This window comes from Novosphingobium sp. BL-S-32 (assembly GCF_056857055.1).
Genome location: NZ_CM166476.1, coordinates 981468 through 1000123 on the forward strand (window position 1 = coordinate 981468; position 18656 = coordinate 1000123).

Annotated in this window: 13 protein-coding genes; 8 read left to right on the forward strand and 5 right to left on the reverse strand. The window is 66.0% G+C overall.

Annotation, left to right across the window (positions count from 1 at the left end):
• The first annotated feature begins 68 nt into the window (after positions 1 to 68).
• Entirely contained in the window at positions 69 to 2408 is a 2340-nt protein-coding gene (locus tag AC1VVK_RS04520) for an arylsulfatase (protein WP_482904546.1), read from the forward strand.
• Between the two features lie 208 nt (positions 2409 to 2616).
• Here AC1VVK_RS04520 and AC1VVK_RS04525 read toward each other — a convergent pair whose 3' ends face one another.
• Both AC1VVK_RS04525 and AC1VVK_RS04530 read right to left on the reverse strand, forming a co-directional pair.
• Complete coding sequence (locus AC1VVK_RS04525) at positions 2617 to 3117, reverse strand: nuclear transport factor 2 family protein (RefSeq protein WP_482904547.1); 501 nt, start codon at positions 3115 to 3117, stop codon at positions 2617 to 2619.
• A gap of 30 nt (positions 3118 to 3147) precedes the next feature.
• Positions 3148 to 4326: an FAS1-like dehydratase domain-containing protein gene (locus tag AC1VVK_RS04530; RefSeq protein WP_482904548.1), complete on the reverse strand. Its 1179-nt coding sequence runs from the start codon at positions 4324 to 4326 to the stop codon at positions 3148 to 3150.
• Positions 4327 to 4585: 259 nt separating this feature from the next.
• On the opposite strand from AC1VVK_RS04530, the gene AC1VVK_RS04535 reads away from it, so the two are divergent.
• The 5 genes from AC1VVK_RS04535 (at position 4586) to AC1VVK_RS04555 (ending at position 10512) form a co-directional block, all read left to right on the forward strand.
• On the forward strand, positions 4586 to 5380 hold the full coding sequence (locus AC1VVK_RS04535; protein WP_482904549.1) for an SDR family oxidoreductase: 795 nt from the start codon (positions 4586 to 4588) through the stop codon (positions 5378 to 5380).
• 300 nt (positions 5381 to 5680) lie between these two features.
• Complete coding sequence (locus AC1VVK_RS04540) at positions 5681 to 6259, forward strand: HD domain-containing protein (protein ID WP_482904550.1); 579 nt, start codon at positions 5681 to 5683, stop codon at positions 6257 to 6259.
• Positions 6260 to 6524: 265 nt separating this feature from the next.
• Positions 6525 to 8279, forward strand: a complete 1755-nt coding sequence (locus tag AC1VVK_RS04545) for a chloride channel protein (RefSeq protein ID WP_482904551.1) — start codon at positions 6525 to 6527, stop codon at positions 8277 to 8279.
• Between the two features lie 331 nt (positions 8280 to 8610).
• Positions 8611 to 9180, forward strand: coding sequence for a TetR/AcrR family transcriptional regulator (locus AC1VVK_RS04550; RefSeq protein WP_482904552.1), 570 nt, complete (start codon positions 8611 to 8613; stop codon positions 9178 to 9180).
• Between the two features lie 24 nt (positions 9181 to 9204).
• Positions 9205 to 10512: a glycoside hydrolase family 1 protein gene (locus AC1VVK_RS04555; RefSeq protein ID WP_482904553.1), complete on the forward strand. Its 1308-nt coding sequence runs from the start codon at positions 9205 to 9207 to the stop codon at positions 10510 to 10512.
• Positions 10513 to 10787: 275 nt separating this feature from the next.
• Here the strand turns inward: AC1VVK_RS04555 and AC1VVK_RS04560 are convergent, their stop codons facing one another.
• A complete protein-coding gene (locus AC1VVK_RS04560; protein ID WP_132386464.1) occupies positions 10788 to 11537 on the reverse strand; it encodes an SDR family NAD(P)-dependent oxidoreductase in 750 nt (249 codons plus the stop codon).
• Positions 11538 to 11586: 49 nt separating this feature from the next.
• Positions 11587 to 13497, reverse strand: coding sequence for a CocE/NonD family hydrolase (locus AC1VVK_RS04565; RefSeq protein ID WP_482904554.1), 1911 nt, complete (start codon positions 13495 to 13497; stop codon positions 11587 to 11589).
• A 369-nt stretch (positions 13498 to 13866) separates the two neighbouring features.
• Between AC1VVK_RS04565 and AC1VVK_RS04570 the strand changes: the two genes are divergently transcribed.
• Positions 13867 to 14076, forward strand: coding sequence for a hypothetical protein (locus tag AC1VVK_RS04570; RefSeq protein WP_482904555.1), 210 nt, complete (start codon positions 13867 to 13869; stop codon positions 14074 to 14076).
• A 135-nt stretch (positions 14077 to 14211) separates the two neighbouring features.
• Positions 14212 to 16677, forward strand: coding sequence for a hypothetical protein (locus tag AC1VVK_RS04575; RefSeq protein ID WP_482904556.1), 2466 nt, complete (start codon positions 14212 to 14214; stop codon positions 16675 to 16677).
• Positions 16678 to 17025: 348 nt separating this feature from the next.
• Here the strand turns inward: AC1VVK_RS04575 and AC1VVK_RS04580 are convergent, their stop codons facing one another.
• Entirely contained in the window at positions 17026 to 18399 is a 1374-nt protein-coding gene (locus AC1VVK_RS04580; protein ID WP_482904557.1) for a class II 3-deoxy-7-phosphoheptulonate synthase, read from the reverse strand.
• Between the last annotated feature and the right edge of the window lie 257 nt (positions 18400 to 18656).

Genomic DNA, 18656 nt, shown 5'->3' on the forward strand with positions numbered 1-18656 from the left:
GCTTGATATGCATTGGACGACATCTCCGCGCGAGCCCTATCGCAAGTCCCGCAATGGGAGAGTGCGATATGAAGCGGAAATTCGGTTGGCTGATCAGCGCGGTGGCCTGCGCGGCGGCGACGACGGCAGGAGCGCAATCTCCGCAGGCGCCGGAGCTGTCGCGCTCGGCTTTGCCGATCCCTGCCGCGCCGTTCGCAGGTACCACGGCCGAGAACGTGCTCGACGCCAAGGGCGCGCCCGGCGTTCCGGTCCGCGTGCCGCAGGGCGCGCCCAACGTGTTCCTGATGATGAGCGACGACGTTGGCTTCGCGATGTCCAGCGCGTTCGGCGGCCCGGTGCCCACCCCCAACTTCGAGCGACTGGCGGCGCAAGGCGTGCGCTATAACCGGTTCCATACGACCGGCATCTGCTCGCCCAGCCGCGCCGCGCTACTGACCGGCCGCAACCACCACAATGCCGGGGTCGGCTGGCTGAGCGACGTGCCCTCGCCCTTCCCCGGCTATGGCGGAAGAATCCTGCCGGAAACCGCCACCATGGCGCAGATCCTGCGGCTAAACGGGTACAACACGGCGATGTTCGGCAAGCATCACAACCTGCCTTCCAATGAACGCAGCGAGGCCGGCCCCTTCGACGGCTGGCCGACCGGGCTCGGCTTCGAGCACTTTTTCGGCTTCATCAGCGGCGACAGCGACCAGTATTCGCCGATCCTCTACCGCGACACCCAGCGCGTCGAGGTGGACGCGGACGAGGGCAAACTGCTCGACAGCCGGCTGGCGGATGACGTGATCCGCTGGGTCCACAACCAGAAGGCCGCCGCGCCCGACAAGCCGTTCTTCGCCTATTTGGCGCCCGGCTCCACCCACGCCCCGCATCAGGCACCGCCCGAATATATCGCCCGCTTCAAGGGCAAGTTTGATCAGGGCTGGGACGTGCAGCGCCAACAGACATGGCGCCGCCAATTGGCCATGGGGATCCTGCCCAAGGGCACCCAGCTGACTCCGCGCCCCGCCGAAATTCCCGCGTGGGACAGCCTCACCCCCGGTCAGAAAGCTTTCGCCGCGCGCACGATGGAAGTCGCCGCCGCGCAGCTGGCCTATCAGGACGAGCAGATCGGCAGGGTGCTGGACGAGTTGCAGCGCATGGGCGCGCTCGACAACACGCTCGTCGCACTGGTGATCGGCGACAACGGCGCCAGCGCGGAAGCCGGTCCGAAGGGCACGATCAACGAACTGCGCTCGATGGGCAAGCACGACGAGAGCGAGGCCTGGATGCAGGCCAATATCGACAAGCTCGGCGGCCCGATGACCTACGAGAGCTACCCTGCCGGTTGGTCTTGGGCGATGAACACGCCGCTGCGCTGGACCAAGCAATATGCCTCGTTCCTCGGCGGCATCCGCAATGGCATGATCCTGTCGTGGAAAGGTCATGTCGCCCATCCCGGCACTGTCTGCAGCGAGTTCTCCCACCTTGTCGACATCGTACCGACCGTGCTCGACGCCGCGCATCTGCCCGCGCCGCAGAGTGTCTACGGCGTGGCCCAGAAGCCGCTGGACGGAGAGAGCCTGCTGGCCAGCCTGTCCTCCTGCGACGCTGCGAAACCGCGCACCCAGTACTTCGAGATCGGCGGCAAGGTCGGGCTATACCACGACGGCTGGTTCCTCTCCGGAGACGATGGCCGCCTCGCCTGGGAGAACCTGCCACCGGGCGGCGCGCGGCCGACGATGCAGTGGTCGCTCTACGATCTGAGCCGGGATTTCTCCCAGTCCACCGATCTTGCCGCGAAGGAGCCTGCGCGGCTTCAGGCGATGCTCGACCTGTGGAAGCAGGAAGCCGCGCGCAACAACGTCTTCCCGCTCGATCACCGCTTCGCCATGGCCCGCGGCGCGGCGGCGATGCGCGGCAGCGGCAGGAAGCATTTCGATTTCTGGGGCAAGGACATCAGCCTCCCGGCAAACAGCGAGCCGGTGCCGTTCGCCCGCAGTTTCACGCTGAATGCGGACCTGAGACTCGATACCGGCACGGCCTCGGGCGCGGTCGTGGCGTTCGGCAGCCGGTTCGGGGGATGGAGCCTCTATCTCGACAGGGGGCGCCCTGCCTTCGTCGCCGCGCGATCGACCGATCCCGACGAAATCACCCGCGTAGTGGGCGACCGCGCGCTGCCGCAGGGGGCCGTCACCCTCACCATGCGCTTTGCGGTCGAGGCTCTGGGCGGCCCGGCCACCGTGACGCTGAGCGCCAACGGAAGTGAACTGGCGAAAGTCCATCTGCCGACGTCGATGCTGATGGCGGCCGGCAATGGCGAAACGCTGGATATCGGCCGCGATCTCGGCGTGCCGGTTACCGACTACCAGACCCCGCATGGCCGGATCGAGGGCGATATTCCCCACGTCACTCTCGACTTCGACTGAACCGGTTTTGCGTTGGCGGCGTGGGTAGGTTCGAATGGCCGCCCCAAAAAAAAGGCGCGTAAAACCTAACCCCACCTCCGTCATCCCCGCGAAGGCGGGGATCCCGCTTTTCTTGCGCGCGAACGAGATGTTTCAAGAAAGCGGGGCCCTCGCCTTCGCGGGGGCGACGAAATAGTGGGGCTGAAGCGGGGGGTACATTGATCCCACCCTACGGTTTCAACAGGCCGATATTCCCAGCCTCCGCCTCCTTGTGGAGCGCGACGAGGTCGAGCTTGAATTCAAGATCCTCGCTCGGCGTCTGCACGCGCGGGTTGCCGGTCCAGTAGATCACCCGGCACGTGCGCTGGGCGATCCGCCAACCCTGTTCGGTGCGGATGAGTTCGTCGTCGTAGTACCCGCTGCCGTCCCAGACCGGCGGCTCACCGGCGGCATGGCGGATGAGCCGCCACTGCCCATACGTCATCGAAAACGCGCGGTCTCCCTCGACCCGGACAAGGTGATTGCTCATCACATGCTGGGTCGCGTCGAACAGTGCATGAAAGGCACCGAACGCGTCCTTGAAGGCACCTAACGCGTCCCAGCACGAACCCGGGCCGTAATCGACCGCACAATCGGGGGTAAAAATGCGGTCGAACAGAGACCAGCGCCGGGTGTCCATGGCGAGCCCGTAGAGGTTCAGCAGTTCGACAATGTCCTCACGGTCCGCCATGGCACTCTCCTCTCTTTCAGAGCAGCCCTATTAAAGAGGCAGCGAAACCGTCGCGGTGCCTTTGAGGATCGTCGCCCCGTCCTGCGTGGACATCCGGGTTTCGACCGTGACCACCGGCATGCCGAATTCGCTGGTCTCCTGCTTGTCGGTCACGGTGGCGTCCACGTAGGTCACGTCGCCCTCGAAAGCGGGGCTGCGGAACTGCGTTTTCGAGTGCCAGATATAGCCCTCGTGCCCAGCCCAGTAGGCCACCGTGTCGAGGTGCCAGGCATTCATCGACGAGCCATAGCCATAGGCCCCGCCCATGCCGACTTTCTCGGCCTTCTCGGGATTGATGTGGCCCGAGCTGGGGCCATGGAACAGGCCGTCGGCCTGACGCGGATCGATTTTGCGCGCCTCGAAATCGTAGGTCATGTCGCCGCCGAAGCCGGCGTCTTCCTGCGCCGGATCGTACATGCCCTCAGGCACGTTCCAGCGCCAGGTGCCCCAGATGTTCTGCCGATGCGCGCGGCATTCGAGCGCGAACGTCACGCGGCTGTGCGGGCCGATCACGCGGCGCGGCAAGGCATCGCCGACGTTCACGTCCTTCCAGCGCGGCGAAATCCCCTCGCGGTTCGAGCGGATCCATTCCAGCCGCAGCTTCGCCACTTCATCCAGCTCGGCCTTGGTCCAGAGCTTCGGCGCGCGGTTTTCCTTGTCGTAGACCTTGCGCTTGTTGGCCTCCTCCACAAGGTAACGGATCGAGGTCGCGCGCTCCTTGGCCACCAGCGCGCCGTGCTGGTTGCGGTGCACGGTATCGCCGTCCGCAAACATCGTCGGGCCCGCAAAACCCGTCTCGGCAATGCGATAGCCCGCGAACGTGCGCTCCTGCACCAGCTTGTCGCCGGGGCGGACGGGATTGCCGTAGAACCACCATTCCTCCCCCGCGAAGATCAGGTGAGAGCCCGGAATCTTGCCGACGCAGGACGGGTGGCAACCGTGGCCATAGTCCATCGCCACGGTAAAGCTCTGCGGCGCGACGATGCCGCCGAACTTGCTGGCGCGGGCGAAATTCTCGTCCCAGTGCAAGGGGTTGGCATAGTCCATCGCCTGTGCCCAGCGGCGGATGTCGGTCGCGTTGCAGGGGTCCCAGAACTCCGCGAAGATAACGGGCTTGCCCACCCACTTGTCGACGTCGCTGGTGTCGAGCACCACATCCCCTTCGGCCATTTCGCTCTCCGCTCGTTATTTTCCGGGCCGGCTCTTGCGCGGCCCTTTCCCGCACGGGTCTTCCACCGAGGCCCCGCGCTCGCCTGTCCGAAGGTGCAGCGCCATCGGCAATCGATGCAAGCCGCACGCGCCGCAGGTCCCCCATTGCGCTGGAGCGATACTTGGCGCCCACGCGCATTCCCCCGCGCACCGCCGGGCCGAAGTGCGCTAGCCCGTGGGCAAACACGAACAGACACGAATCGCGGGAGAATCCGTCGCCATGAAGATCGACACCACCTTGGCCGCCGTCGTTACCGGCGGCGCATCGGGCCTCGGCCGCGCCAGCGCGCAGGCCCTTGCCGACGCGGGCGTGAAGGTTGCCGTGTTCGACATCAGCGAGGAAGCGGGCGAGGCTTTCGCGGCCGAAATCGGCGGCGTGTTCTGCAAGGTCAACATCCTGGACGAGGAAAGCGTGGAGGCCGGCTTCGCCAAGGCCCGCGCCGCCCATGGGCAGGAGCGGATCGTGGTGCACTGCGCGGTCGTCGCGGGCGGCGGCAAGACCGTCTCGTTCGACAAGGCCACCGGCGCCTACAAGCGCGCGCCCACCGAGCAGATCGCCAAGTCTGCCGAAGGCATCTTCACCGCCTCCTACCGCGTCGCCTCGATCGCCGCCCTGGGCATGGCCAATGCCGATCCGCTGAACGAGGACGGCGAGCGCGGCTCCATCATCCTGACCTCTTCCGCCGCATCGCAGGACGGGCAGATCGGCCAAGTCGCCTATGGCGGCGGCAAGGGCGCGGTGAACGCCATGGTCCTGCCGATGGCCCGCGACCTCATGGACCTTGGCATCCGCGTCAACGCCATCCTGCCGGGCACTTTCGCCACGCCGCCGATGCTTCGGGTGAAGGAAATGAACGAGGCGGTCTACGAAGGCCTCGGCAAGGCCGTGCCCTTCCCCAAGCGGCTGGGCAATCCCGAGGAATTCGCCTCGCTGGTGATGGAACTGGCGCGCAATACGTACTTCAACGGGCAGTGCATCCGCCTCGACGGCGGCATTCGCATGCCGCCGAAGTAAGCTTCGGTCAGGTTGGCCAAGCTCGGGCTTTCCAACCATCACACCGTCGCCCCCGCGAAGGCGGGGGCCCCGCTTTTCTTCAGTTCATGCGTCTCTGCGTGCTGAAAAAGAAGAAGCGGGATCCCCGCCTTCGCGGGGATGACGAGGTTTTGGGGTGAGGGTTTGGGCTTAAGGACTTGGCGTGACCGGTTTGGGTCGAGTGGATTTGAGTTGCACAGCCCGCCCTCCCCGCTTGAGAATCGCCAGCCAAGCCTCCAAGGCGGCCCGCAACGACGGCCGGTCGCAATGGAGGCAAGGGCAATGCAGAACGTCATCGACTTCGTGATGGAGCTGGACCGGCTCAAGGCGGTGACGCGCAAGGTGAAGCCCGTCGGCCTCGACCGTTACGAGAACTCGGCCGAGCATAGCTGGCAGATCGCGCTCTTCGCGGTGGCGCTGGCGCCTTATGCCGCGGGCACGCCGGACATCGGCCGGGTCATGGCGATGCTGCTGGTGCACGACATCGGCGAGATCGAGACCGGCGACGTCATGGTCTTCTTCGAGGAAGGACTGGCCGAGCGCAAGGCGGCCGAACGCGCCGCCATCGACCGCATCTTCGGCATGCTCCCCGATCCCGAAGCCGACTACTTACGCGGCCTCTGGATCGAGTTCGAGGAAGAACAGACCGTCGAGGCTCGCTTCGCCCACGCCATCGATCGCGCCATGCCGGCGCTGCTGAACTTGCGCAATGAAGGTCAGAGCTGGCGCGAGAACGCGATCAGCCACGAGCGGGTGGTGAAGCGGCTGAAAGCGCAGATCAGCCTCGGCGCACCGGCGCTTTGGGATTATCTCGAAGGCGAGCTGGCGGCGGCGGATGCCAAAGGATGGTTCGGGGCTTAACTTCTCTCATTCCTCCCCTGCAAGGGGAGGTGGCAGCGCGCAGCGCTGACGGAGGGGTGTAACCGCTTCAGTCGCGCACAACCCAGAGGATGAAGCCGCTCCTGCGACCGACTCAAGCTGGGCAGATCCTTCGACAAGCTCAGGATGAGCGGAGTGTGGTAGCGGTGCCGGGCAAGACCGTCAGATCGAGCCCTCTCCCCAAAATCCTCCGTTTCCCCCAAGACCCGCCTTGACTCCCCCACGCCCGGAGGCTCAATCGGCTTCGATGCGAAGACCAGCCGTTAACGCGCTGAAAGCCCTTATCGTGCGCCAGCGCCGGCGGCTGCGCGAGAGCGAACTGGCCTTCATTTTGCTCGCCGTCCTTGCGGGGATCGCGGCGGGCTGGCTGACGAACCTCCAGAGCTTCCTCGCCCACGCTATCCAACAGGTTCTTTACGGCGTCACCGGCAACCGCCTGAGCGCCATCGGCGAAATCCGCCATCCGATAAGGCTGCTGGCGCTCCCCTTCGGCGGGCTGCTGCTGGTCGGCATCGCCTATCTGCTGCGCCATCGCCGCCGCGCGCCGATCGACGTGGTCGAGGGCAATGCCCTCCACAGCGGGCGCATTCCCTTCATCGACAACCTCATCATCTCCGCCCAGACCATCGTTTCCAACGGCGCGGGAGCCTCGGTAGGGCTGGAGGCCGCCTATGCGCAGATGGGCGGCGGCGTCGCCTCGGTGCTGGGCCAGTGGTTCAAGCTGCGCCGCGCGGACATGCGCACGCTGGTCGGCGCGGGCGCGGGCGCGGCGGTGGGTGCGGCGTTCGGCGCGCCGCTGGCGGGCGCGTTCTACGCGTTCGAGATCGTGATCGGCACCTATACCCCGGCGGCCATCGCCCCGGTCATTGCCGCCGCGCTGGGCGCGGCCTTCATCACCCGCCAGCTCGGCGTCGAACCCTATCTGATCGCGGCGTCGAGCCAGCTGCCGCTGACCACCGGCGATTACTTCATCTATGCCCTGCTCGGCCTGATCTGCGCGCTGGTCGGCATCCTGCTCATGCGGATGGTGACTTTCGCCGAAATGCACATCCAGCGCCTGTCCCGGATAACCCGGTGGCGGCCGCTGATCGGCGGCATGCTGCTGATGCCGCTGGCGTGGATTTCGCCGCAGTCGCTCTCGGCCGGGCACGGGGCGATGCATCTCAATCTGGCGATGCAGCCGCCGATCCAGTTCCTGCTGCTGGTGCTGGTGCTGAAGATCGCGGCATCGGTGATCTCGCTGAGCTTCGGTTTTCGCGGCGGCCTGTTCTTCGCCTCGCTGTTCCTGGGATCGCTGGTCGGCCTGATTTTCGCGGGCGCGGTGCAGATGCTGCCTTTCGGCATCCAGCTCGACCCCACGCAGGCCGCACTGGTGGGCATGAGCGGCCTTGCGGTGTCGGTGGTCGGCGGGCCGATGACGCTGGCCATGCTGATACTGGAGACCACGCACGATTTCGCGCTGATGGGCGTGGTGCTGACCGCCGCTCTGGTATCCAGCGCCTTCACGCGGGAGACGTTCGGCTACTCGTTCTCGACGTGGCGGCTGCACATCCGCGGCTCGATCATCCGCAGCCCGCGCGACATCGGCTGGATGCTCAGCCTTACGGCCGGGCGCATCATGCGCACCGACTGGGTTTCGGCCCCGGCCACGCTGTCCCTGTCCGAATTCCGCGCCCGCGTGCCGCTCGGTTCGGCCAGCAAGGCGATCCTGCTCGACGAAGAAGAGCGCTACGCCGGCATCGTTTCCACGGCCTCGGCATGGAATCCCGAGCTTGATCCCGAGGCGGAGGTCGGCACGCTGGCGACACTCGTCGATACGTCCGTTGCGCCCGCAACCGACATCCGCGCGATGCTCAAGGCCTTCGACATGGCGGTGGCGGACGAACTGGCGGTGGTGGACGGCGTTGGCAAAGTCGTCGGCGTGGTCACCGAACGCCACGCGCGGCGGCGGTACTTCGAGGAAATCGAGGCTTCGCAGCGGGAGCTGTTTGGCGAGACGTGATGCGGTTTCACGCGGAGACGTCGCCTTACCGGGCAAGCCTCTCTGGATCCCGGATCTATCCGGCCGGACCTGAGGCACGAAATATAACACCTCGTCGTCCCCGCGCAGGCGGGGGCCCCGCTTTTCTTAGCGAGCGCAGCGAAAAGGCAGCGGGGGCCCCGCCTTCGCGGGGGCGACGGAGTTGGCTGAATTACAGGCTTCCTCCGCCTGCTCTGCGTCTCAGCCTGACCTCCCCCCTCCCCACTTCGCCCCGGCGATGGCTAACGCGCCACCCTTCCCGCCTCTCGTCAATCGCCTTACCTAGCGATCACTAGGTAGCGAGAGGAAGCCCATGCGCACGCGGATGAACCGCGAGGACCGCCGCGCCGCGATCCTCGACAGCGCCATTGCCGTCATCGGCGAGCGCGGCTTTCACGGCTTCTCGATCCGCGATCTCGCCATGCGCTGCGCAATGACCGACGCCGGGCTGCTCCACCACTTCGGCTCGAAGACCGACCTGCTGCTCGCCGTGCTCGACCACCGCGACGCGCAGGATGAGGACGCCATTGCCGCGCTTTTCCCCAGAGAGGCCGAACAGCGCGACCGGGCCGAAATGCTGCGCGTGCTGGCCGCCATCGTCGCTCGCAATGCGGAGCGGCCTGAACTCGTGCGGCTCTACGCCATGCTGCGGGTGGAGGCGCTGGCTGCCGATCATCCCGCCCACGCCTATTTCATCACGCGCGACCGGCTCGCGCGGCGCCGTTTCGCCGAACTGCTCGGCCCGCTGAGCGGGACGCCCGAGCGCCTCGCCCGGCAAGTGCTGGCGGCGATGGACGGGCTGGAACTGCAATGGCTGCTGGAGGATCGCGCATTCGACCTCGTGGCGACATGGAACGAAACCGCCGACCGGCTGATCCCGTAAACCGGCGCAAACAGGGAGAGAGTAATGGATCGCAGGACGATGTTGGCCTCCGGGCTGGTAGCAAGCGCGCTTGCCACGCAGGCAGGCAAGGCAATTGCGGCAACGCCGAAAGGCTTCCCCAAAGGCTTCAAATGGGGCACCGCCAGCGCCGCGCATCAGGTGGAGGGCAACAATGCGCTGAGCGACCTCTGGCTGGTCGAACAAGTGAAGCCGACGATGTTCATGGAGCCTTCTGGCGATGCCAACAACTCCTTCGAACTCTGGCCGCGCGACCTCGATCTGGTGCAGCAGATGGGGCTGGATACCTATCGCTTCTCGATCGAATGGGCCCGCATCGAAACGCAGCCGGGCGTGTTCTCGACCGCCATGCTCGACCACTACGCGCGGATGATAGAGGGCTGCCACGCGCGCGGGCTGACGCCGATGGTGACGTTCAACCACTTCACCCTGCCCCGCTGGTTCGCCGCGAAGGGCGGCTGGACGCAGAAGGACGCCGCCGACCTCTTCGCGCGCTATTGCGACAAGGCAGCGCGGCGGCTGGCGGCGGGCATGGGCTATGCCACCACGCTGAACGAGCCGAACATGATCCACCTGGTGGACAAGGGCCTGCCGCCGCAGATGGCCGGCATGGTGAAGGCGATGAACCAGGCGGCGGGCGCGGCCAGCGGCAGCACCAATTTCAAGAACGGCATGCTGCCAGAGCATGACGATATCCCGCTGCTGGAGGAAAACATGCTCGCCGCGCACAAGGCGGGCCGCGCCGCGATCAAGGCCGCGCGGGGCGATCTGCCGGTGGGCGTCAGCCTGACCATGAGCGACGACCAGGCTGTGGGCGCGAATTCCCAGCGCGATGCCATCCGCAAGCAGTTCTACGGCGCCTGGCTGGAACTGGCCAAGCAGGACGACTTCATCGGCGTGCAGAACTACGCCCGCGCGATCTGGAATGCGGACGGTCAGGTCCAGCCCCCCGCCGACGCGCCGCACAACCAGATGGGCACGGAAATCTACCCGGCCTCGCTGGCCGGTGCGGTGCGCTATGCCCATGAGGCGACCGGGAGGCCGGTGATGGTGACCGAACACGGCATCGGCATCGAGGACGACGCGGTGCGCGCGAAGTTCATTCCGGAATCGCTCGCCGGATTGCAGCAGGTCATTGCCGATGGCGTGCCGGTGCTGGGCTATGTCCACTGGACGCTGGCGGACAACTTCGAATGGGTGTTCGGTTTCAAGCACAAGTACGGACTGTGCTCGGTCGACCGCACGACGTTCGCGCGCACGCCCAAGCCGAGCGCGGCGGTGCTGGGGGCGATTGCGAAGCGCAACGCGGTGTAACGGGGCTGGATTGGCGCCAGTTCGTCCCGTCAGAGGCGCCCCAGTATTCCGGTGTGCTATCGAACTTACACCTCGTCGCCCCCGCGAAGGCGGGGGCCCCGCTTATCTTGAGTTCACGCAGAGACGCGGAGAGACCGGGCGGCAATCCGCCGCTCTCTCTGCGTCTCTGCGTGCCGAAAAAAGAACAAGCGGGATCCCCGCCTTCGCGGGGATGACGGGGAGATTCGGGGTGGTCTTTGGACTGGAAAATACAGTTGTTGCCCAGACTTACCCGCTCAAGTCACCGTAAAACCGCCATCGACGGCGAGCACCTGATTGGTCACCCGCCGCGCCATCGGCGTTGCGAAGTAGAGTACGGCCGAGGCGATGTCCTCAGGCGTGCAATGCCCGAATGGCGGGGTGCGATTGCCCGGCCCCACCGGCGGCGGCCCCTCGGCATGGATCGCGCCGGGCGTGCCGACCCCGCCCGGCAGCACGGTATTCACGGTAATGCCATGCGGCGCCAGTTCGAACGCCGCGCTCGTGGTCAGCGCCGCCAGCGCGCCCTTGCTCGCCATATAGGCCGCCAGACCCTGCACGAACTGGCCGACCAGCCCGCACGAGGCGCAGTTGACCACGCGGCCGCCCTCGCCGCCTTCCACCATCGCCCGTGCCACTTCGCGGATCATCAGGAACGGCGCGCGGGCGTTGATCGCCTCGATCCGCTCCCAGTGCGCCGCCGTGCCCTCAAGCAGCATTTCGCGGTGCTGGAGCCCGGCATTGTTGACCAGCAGCCACGGCGTTCCGTGACGGGCCCTCGCCTCGGCGCAGGCGGCGACGATCGACGCCTCTTCGGCGAGATCCACCGTGATCGCATCCACGGCCGCGCCCGCTTCCACTTGCGCGCGCGAACCGGCCTCGTCGCGGTCGAGAATGACCACCCGCGCCCCGGCGGACGTCAGCACCGCGCAGATGCCCGCGCCGATCCCGCTGGCGCCGCCGGTCACGAGCGCAAGGCGCCCGGAAAGGTCGAATGGTCCGCTCATGATTGTCTCCCGGTCTCTTTTTCTGTCGACCGGGAGACAATCAGGCAGGTCAGTCCCCGGCGATCGGCAGCCAGACCGCGCTGGCTGCGTCGCCGCCATACTGCACGGTCTCGGTGGCCTTCACATAGTCCTTGGGCATCGCCTCCATGATGGAAGGCACCCACGACTGCGGGTTGCGATCATAGAGCGGGAACAGGCTGGACTGCACCTGCACCATGATCTTGTGGCCCGGCAGGAACACGTGATCGACGTTCGGCAGCGACCACTGGAAGCCGTAGCTCTTGCCCGGCTCCAGCGGCTGCGGCTTGTCGAAGCCATTGACGTAGCGGCCGCGGAAGATCTCGATCCCCACCGCAAGCTGATAGCCCGCCAGCTCCGGATTGGCCGAGTTCTCCTGCGGATAGACGTCGATCAGCTTGACCACATAGTCGCTGTCCTGCCCGGTGGTGGAAGCGTGCAGGTCCACCTTGGTTGCGCCCTTGATGTGCACCGGCTTGTCGAGCACGCCGGTAGTGTAGCTGAGCACGTCCGGACGGCCATCGACAAAGCGCTGGTCATGCACGAGCCAGGTGCGCCACTCGTCGCCCTGCATGTGGACCGGGCGCGGCAGCATCGGCACCGGCTTGGCCGGATCGGAGACATAGCTGTCGCTGCCCGCTGCCGGCTTGGCCCACGAAAGGCCGTAGTTCCCGGCAAGATAGAGCGGCGTGTAGTTACCCGCCGGCCACTTCTGCGAGACTTCCCAGCCACCCTTCGCGCCCACTGCGCCGGTCGCATAAGTCAGCACCGGCGGCGTGTCGCACTTCGGCGCATTGGTCTTGAGGTGGCAATCGAAGAACGGCTTCATGTAGTTGCGGCGGAACTGGCCGCCGGTATCGCCTTCCCACTTCAGCGGCCCCAGTTCGCGCGCTTCGTAGTTCACTTGCGAGTGGCGCCACGGGCCGATCACCAGCGACACCATGTCGTTGTTGGTGTCCTGCGGCTCCAGCGCGCGGTAGACTGCCGGGGCGCCGTAGCTGTCTTCCTGGTCCCACTGGCCGACGACCAGCATGGTCGGCACGGTCAGCTTGCGGGCGGCCAGCAGCTTGTCCACCGCCTGACCCTGCCACCAGGCGTCGTAGCTGGGGTGTTCGAGGATCTTGCGCACCACCGGCAGGTCGGTGAGGCCATAGGCCTTGGCATAGTCGAGCGCCGAACCGGCTTCGAGATAGGCCTGATATTCGTCGCCCGTACCCTTGGGCACCGCGCCGCCGCCCTTCTTGACGGTCTGGCCAAGGTCGTAATCGAAGCCGAACATGCGGAAGGCGCCGTTGTGGAACCAGTCGTCGCCCATCCAGCCGTCGACCATCGGGCTCTGCGGCACCGAAGCCTTGAGCGCCGGGTGCGGATTGATCAGCGCCATCAGCGACGTGAAGCCGAGGTAGGACGACCCGGTGATGCCCACCTTGCCGTTGCTCTCCTTCACGTTCTTCACCAGCCAGTCGATGGTGTCATAGGTGTCGGTGGCGTGATCGACCTTGGTATTGTTGAGCGGGCCGCGCAGCGGGCGGTTCATCACATAGTCGCCCTCGGATCCGTCCAGCCCGCGCACGTCCTGATAGACGCGGATATAGCCGTCGTTCACGAAGTCCGCATCGGCGACCGGCAGGATCTCCTCGATCTTCTGGCTGCGGTTGCGGCTGGTCATCTTGTCCGCATTGTAGGGCGTGCGGCTGAGCAGGATCGGCCCGTCGGTCGTACCCTTGCGCATGACGATCACGGTGTAGAGCTTCTTGCCGTCGCGCATCGGAATCATCACCACGCGGCGGATATAGTCCGCCTGCGGGCGCACCCAGTCATACGAGGCGACCTGCTCGTTCATCATGGTGTCGGTGGGAGTGGCTGCCGACAGATGCGAGGCAGCGGCGAGAGCGAGCGGCGCACATGCGAGGCCCGCGGCGATCCGAAGGTTTTTTATCATGGGCCGCATGGGTGGCGTGTGCATTTCCAGCGGTCAAGCGTGAAGGCGGGCGGGAGTGTGGAGCGGATCGATTTTGCGCGGGACAATGGTTTTCAGGGCACGACCAATCCACTTAGTGTCGAAAACAAGCCATCAAACTTCCACTCTCGTCGCCCCCGCGCAGGCGGAGGCCCCGCCTCTTTGCCACCTCTCGCCCTGCGCGACAGAAGCGGGATCCCCGCCTACGCGGGGATGACGAATTTTAATGGCATACACAGCGTGCCGATTACCAACTGTTCACAATCTAATGTCATGGAATTCGCTTTTTCCCGCCCTATTGATTGCATAGTCTTTGCAAAGACATGATTGGTGGCCCGGCGGAGAAAATTCATGGCATTTCCCGATGTCGCGCAAAGGAACAGGCGCCTGCTTCGGGTGACCGCGCTAGTCATCGTCACGCTCATGCTGGTTGCAGTGAACCGGGCAACCGGCGAGAAACTGCCCATCGACCCGACGCTGAGCGACATGGGCATCCTGAAACAGCTTGCCTTCTATGGCGCGGTACTCGGCTTCATCGCGATATCCCGCAAAAGGACATAGCCCGCGGGCGCAAGCGGCTCCCGGAACGCCATTCGGCGTCCCAATCACAATGAAGCAGGCATGGCGTGCATTATTTTCGCCGGGTGATAGGTCCAGTCAGGCAACCGACAGGGAACAACCGCTTTGCCAGTCTGCATGAAGGATGCCGATTCGCCCCGCCCGCGCGCCAACCGTCTGCGCGCTGACTTCTTGCGCCGCCATCTCTTGCGCGCGACCATGCTTTCGTCCTCCGTAGCGGGCGCGCTCGGCATGGCGGGCCCGGCGGCGGCCGATCCCGCGCCGTTCGAACTCAACGGCCCCGATCTGCGGATCGAGGTGACGCGCGGGCAGCAGACCCTGCCCATCTCGCAAGTGCCCAGCCTGGCCGAGGACGACAAGCTTTCCATCCACGCCGCGCTGCCCGACGATCAGGGGCTGAAGTTCCTGCTCGTCTCCGCCTTCCTGCGCGGCGCAACCAATCCGCCGCCGAAGAACTGGATCTCCACCGCCAGCACGTGGAAGAGCAAGGAGAAGGACAAGGCGCTTTCGCTCACCGTGCCCAAGGGCGCGCGCCAGTCGGTGCTGCTGATGGTGCCCGATACCGGCGGCGCGGAGGGCGTGCTGGTGGATGCGGTGCGCGGCAAGCCGGGCGAATTCGTGCGCGCCAGTCAGGAACTCAATCAGGCCTCGCTCGATCATTCGCGCCTCACCGCCTTCATGGGCGCGATCCAGGCGCAGGACGACAACGGGCCCGAATACTTGCGCTCGGTCGCCCCGGTGCTGGCACGCAGCCTGTCGATCAAGCTCAACGAGGATTGCCTTTCCAAGGTCATCGCCATGCAGGCCTCGTGCCTGTTGGAGAACCGGGAATCGCTGATCCTGAGCGACGTCCATTCCAGCTCGCTCGCCGATACGCTGACCGGCGCGCCCACCGATCTTGCCTTGCAGCTGAGCGCCACGCCGCAGGCCGGCGCCGGCTATTACAGCGCCTATATCGGTGTCGCCCGCGATCTTGCGCGCATACTGGGCGCGTTCAACAATCCGCAGTTCGGCTACCTGCCGACGCTGTCGGTCCGCCGCGGCGATACGCTGTCGCTGCTGCTCAATGCGGCGCCCTCGTTCCAGAAGCCCAAGTCGGTGATGGTCGCCGCGCTGCCCGCCGTGGAGGCCGACATTCCGCCGCAGCTGCGCAGCACCGCCAAGGGGCCGGTCTGCGTCGTCCGTCCGGGGGCGGTGCTGGCGGTGGAAGGCGCGCCACTGATCTATTCGACCGACTTCGCGCATGACATGAATGTCAAGCTCACCAATGCCTCGGGCCAGAGCATGGACGTGCCGATCACGGCCCGCGCGGACAAGGGCGGCTATGTGCTGGGCACCGAGGCGCTGCCGAGCGACTTCGCCGGATCGATGCGCGCGCGGGTCCACGGCCTCTGGGGCTTCGCGCCGTTCGACGGGCCCGAATTCCTGCTCCAGCGGCCGGACGGCAATGCCTGGAAGGTCTCGGGCGATGCGGATGTGGTGGTCGGGCGCGACAACGAAGTGGTGCTCGAAGGCGCCGCGCCGTCCTGCGTGGAGGATCTGACGCTGCGACAGGGAAGCGGCGCACCCAAGCCGCTCGAATGGAAAGTGCGCAATGGCAACCGGCTGGTCTTCACGGTTCCACTGGCGGGCTCCGGCCCCGGCGAGATACGCGTCGAACTGCGCTATCAGGGCGCGGCCACTCCAGAGACGGTCACCCTGCGCGCCCGCGCCGAAGCCAGCCGGATCGACGCGTTCGAGCTTCACGCCGGCGATACGCAAGGCGAGCTGACTGGCCAGCGCCTCGACCAGATCCGGTCGCTGACGCTGGGCGACATCGAGTTCCAGCCGGACGGCCTCACCCGCGAGGGCGCGGTGGACCACTTGCGCCTCACCGCCAAGGGCGGCGCCCGCGCGCCTGCGCAGGACACGGCGAGCACGGCGGCGATCCGTCTAGTGGACGGCCGCAGCATCTCGCTGCCGACGCGGGTGGCGGCGGCCCGTCCGCAAGTCGAGGTGATCGGGCAGACCGTCAACGCCGCGCCCGCCGCGCCCGGAACGCACGCGCTGGAGCTGGGTTCGGACGATCTACTGCCCGACAATGGCGAACTGGTCTTCTCGATCAAGGCCGCGCCTGACAGTCGCTTCGGCACCGACAATGCGATCGAGATCGCCACCGACGGCGGCCCTGTGGCCATGCGGCTGGCTACTGGAAAGGGTCTGACGCTGGAGAGCCCGCAAGTGCTGGTGGCGCGGCTCCGGGCGGCGGACCTTCCCGCCGGCACTTTCGGGCCGCTGCGCTTCAGGCTCGTCGGCGATCACGATGCCGGGGACTGGAAACCGCTGGCCACTCTGGCGCGGCTGCCCCGGATCGAGGGCCTAGCCTGCGGCACGAAAGGCGCCGCCAAGGCCACGCCCTGCACACTGTCCGGCCGCGATCTCTTCCTGATCGATGCCATCTCCGCCGATCCCGCTTTCGCGCAAGCGGTGACGGTGCCGCCGGGCTTCACCGGATCGACCCTTGCGGTGCCGCAGCCTGTCGGCGGAAAGCTGCATCTCCGTTTGCGCGATGCGCCGGAGAGCCCTGTCACGCTGGCATCGTGATCGGCGTTAGGCTGCCCGCTGTCTTTCCTGGAAACCAGAACCCAATCCACGCGATCGCCCGGAACGGCAAGCATACCCAGATTCGTCATCCTCGCGAAGGCGGGGATCCAGCTTTTCTTGTGAGCCACGAGAGGTCGCAAGGAAGCGGGGCCCCCGCCTTCGCGGGGGCGACGGAGTAAGACGCGAGGGCGACCGGGTAAGACGTGGGCCCGACGGGGTAAGTCTGGCTGTCCGCCATCGACTTTGAGCGCAGCAAGCCGCGCATGGTCTTGCGATCATGCCGACGATACGAAAACGGGCAGGAGAGCCTTTGCTCCCCTGCCCGCGCATTCGTTCAAAAGTAGCGGATCAGGCCGCCTGCTTCTGCCTTTCGGTCGCTTCGAGATTGAGCAGGTCTGCCAGCTCGAAAGCGAGTTCGATCGACTGCGCGCCGTTGAGGCGCGGGTCGCAGTGGGTGTGGTAGCGGTCCTTCAGCGCCTCGTCGGTGATGGCGATGGCGCCGCCGGTGCATTCGGTCACGTCCTGGCCGGTCATCTCGATATGGATGCCGCCCGCATGCGTACCCTCGGCGCGGTGAACGGCGAAGAAGCCGCGCACTTCGGCAAGGATGCGGTCGTAAGGACGGGTCTTGAAGCCGCTCTCCGCCTTGATGACGTTGCCGTGCATCGGATCGCACGACCACAGCACCGGATGACCTTCGGCCTTCACCGCGCGCACCAGCTTGGGCAGGCCGGCTTCGACCTTGTCGTGGCCATAGCGGCTGATCAGCGTCATGCGGCCGGGCTCGCGGCCCGGGTTCAGCGTGTCGAGCATGCGCAGCAACGCGTCGGGCTCAAGGCTGGGTCCGCACTTCATGCCGATCGGGTTGCCGACGCCGCGCAGGAACTCGACATGGGCCGAGCCGTCGAAACGGGTGCGGTCACCGATCCACAGCATGTGGGCCGAGCAATCGTACCAGTCGCCGGTGAGCGAATCGCGGCGCGTCAGGGCCTGCTCGTAAGGAAGCAGCAGCGCCTCGTGGCTGGTGTAGAACTCGGTGCCCTGAAGCTGCGGAACCGAAGTCGGGTCCACGCCGCAGGCGGCCATGAAGTCGAGCGCCTCGCCGATGCGGTCCGCCATCTGCGAGAACTTCTCGCCCCAGGGGCTGCGGTTGATGTGTTCCATCGTCCACTGGTGCACCTGCCGCAGGTTCGCATAGCCGCCATGCGCGAAAGCGCGCAGCAGGTTCAGCGTGGCCGACGACTGGCCATAGGCCTTGAGCATGCGCTCCGGATCGTTGCGGCGCGTCTCCGGCTCGAACTCGATGCCGTTGATGATGTCGCCGAAGTAGCTGGGCAGTTCCACGCCGCCGATCGTCTCGGTCGGGGCCGAGCGTGGCTTGGCGAACTGGCCCGCCATGCGGCCCAGCTTCACCACCGGCTGCTTGCTGGCGAAAGTCAGCACCACCGCCATCTGGAGCAGCACGCGGAAGGAATCGCGAATGTTGTCCGCGCTGAATTCGGCGAAGCTTTCCGCGCAATCCCCGCCCTGAAGCAGGAAACCGCGACCGGCAGCGACTTCGGCGAGTTCCGCCTTCAGAGCACGCGCCTCGCCCGCAAAGACCAGCGGCGGATACTTTGCAAGCGTGGCCTCAACCTCGCCCAGCTTCTCCGCATCGCCGTATACCGGAAGATGGCGGGCTTCCTGAGCCTTCCAGCTTTCCGGGGTCCAATTGCTAGCCACGTTACGTACTCCCGGCGGTTCCTTTGCCTTCTCTCCCCGCGCCGAATGCATGGGGCCAAACCGGCAAGAACCGCAAACAAGGGGCGCCCCATAGCCGCTCCGAGCAATTTTTGCAAAGCCGGTTTAGGCGATCAGCGTGATCGATTGCGCTGAAGCACCGGGGCGATGGGTAAGATTGTTGCCGAAGGCGGGTGGGAAGAGCGATTTTCGGTCGCGGCGTTCGACAATCTGCGAAATTCCGGCCCGCTTTGGAGATG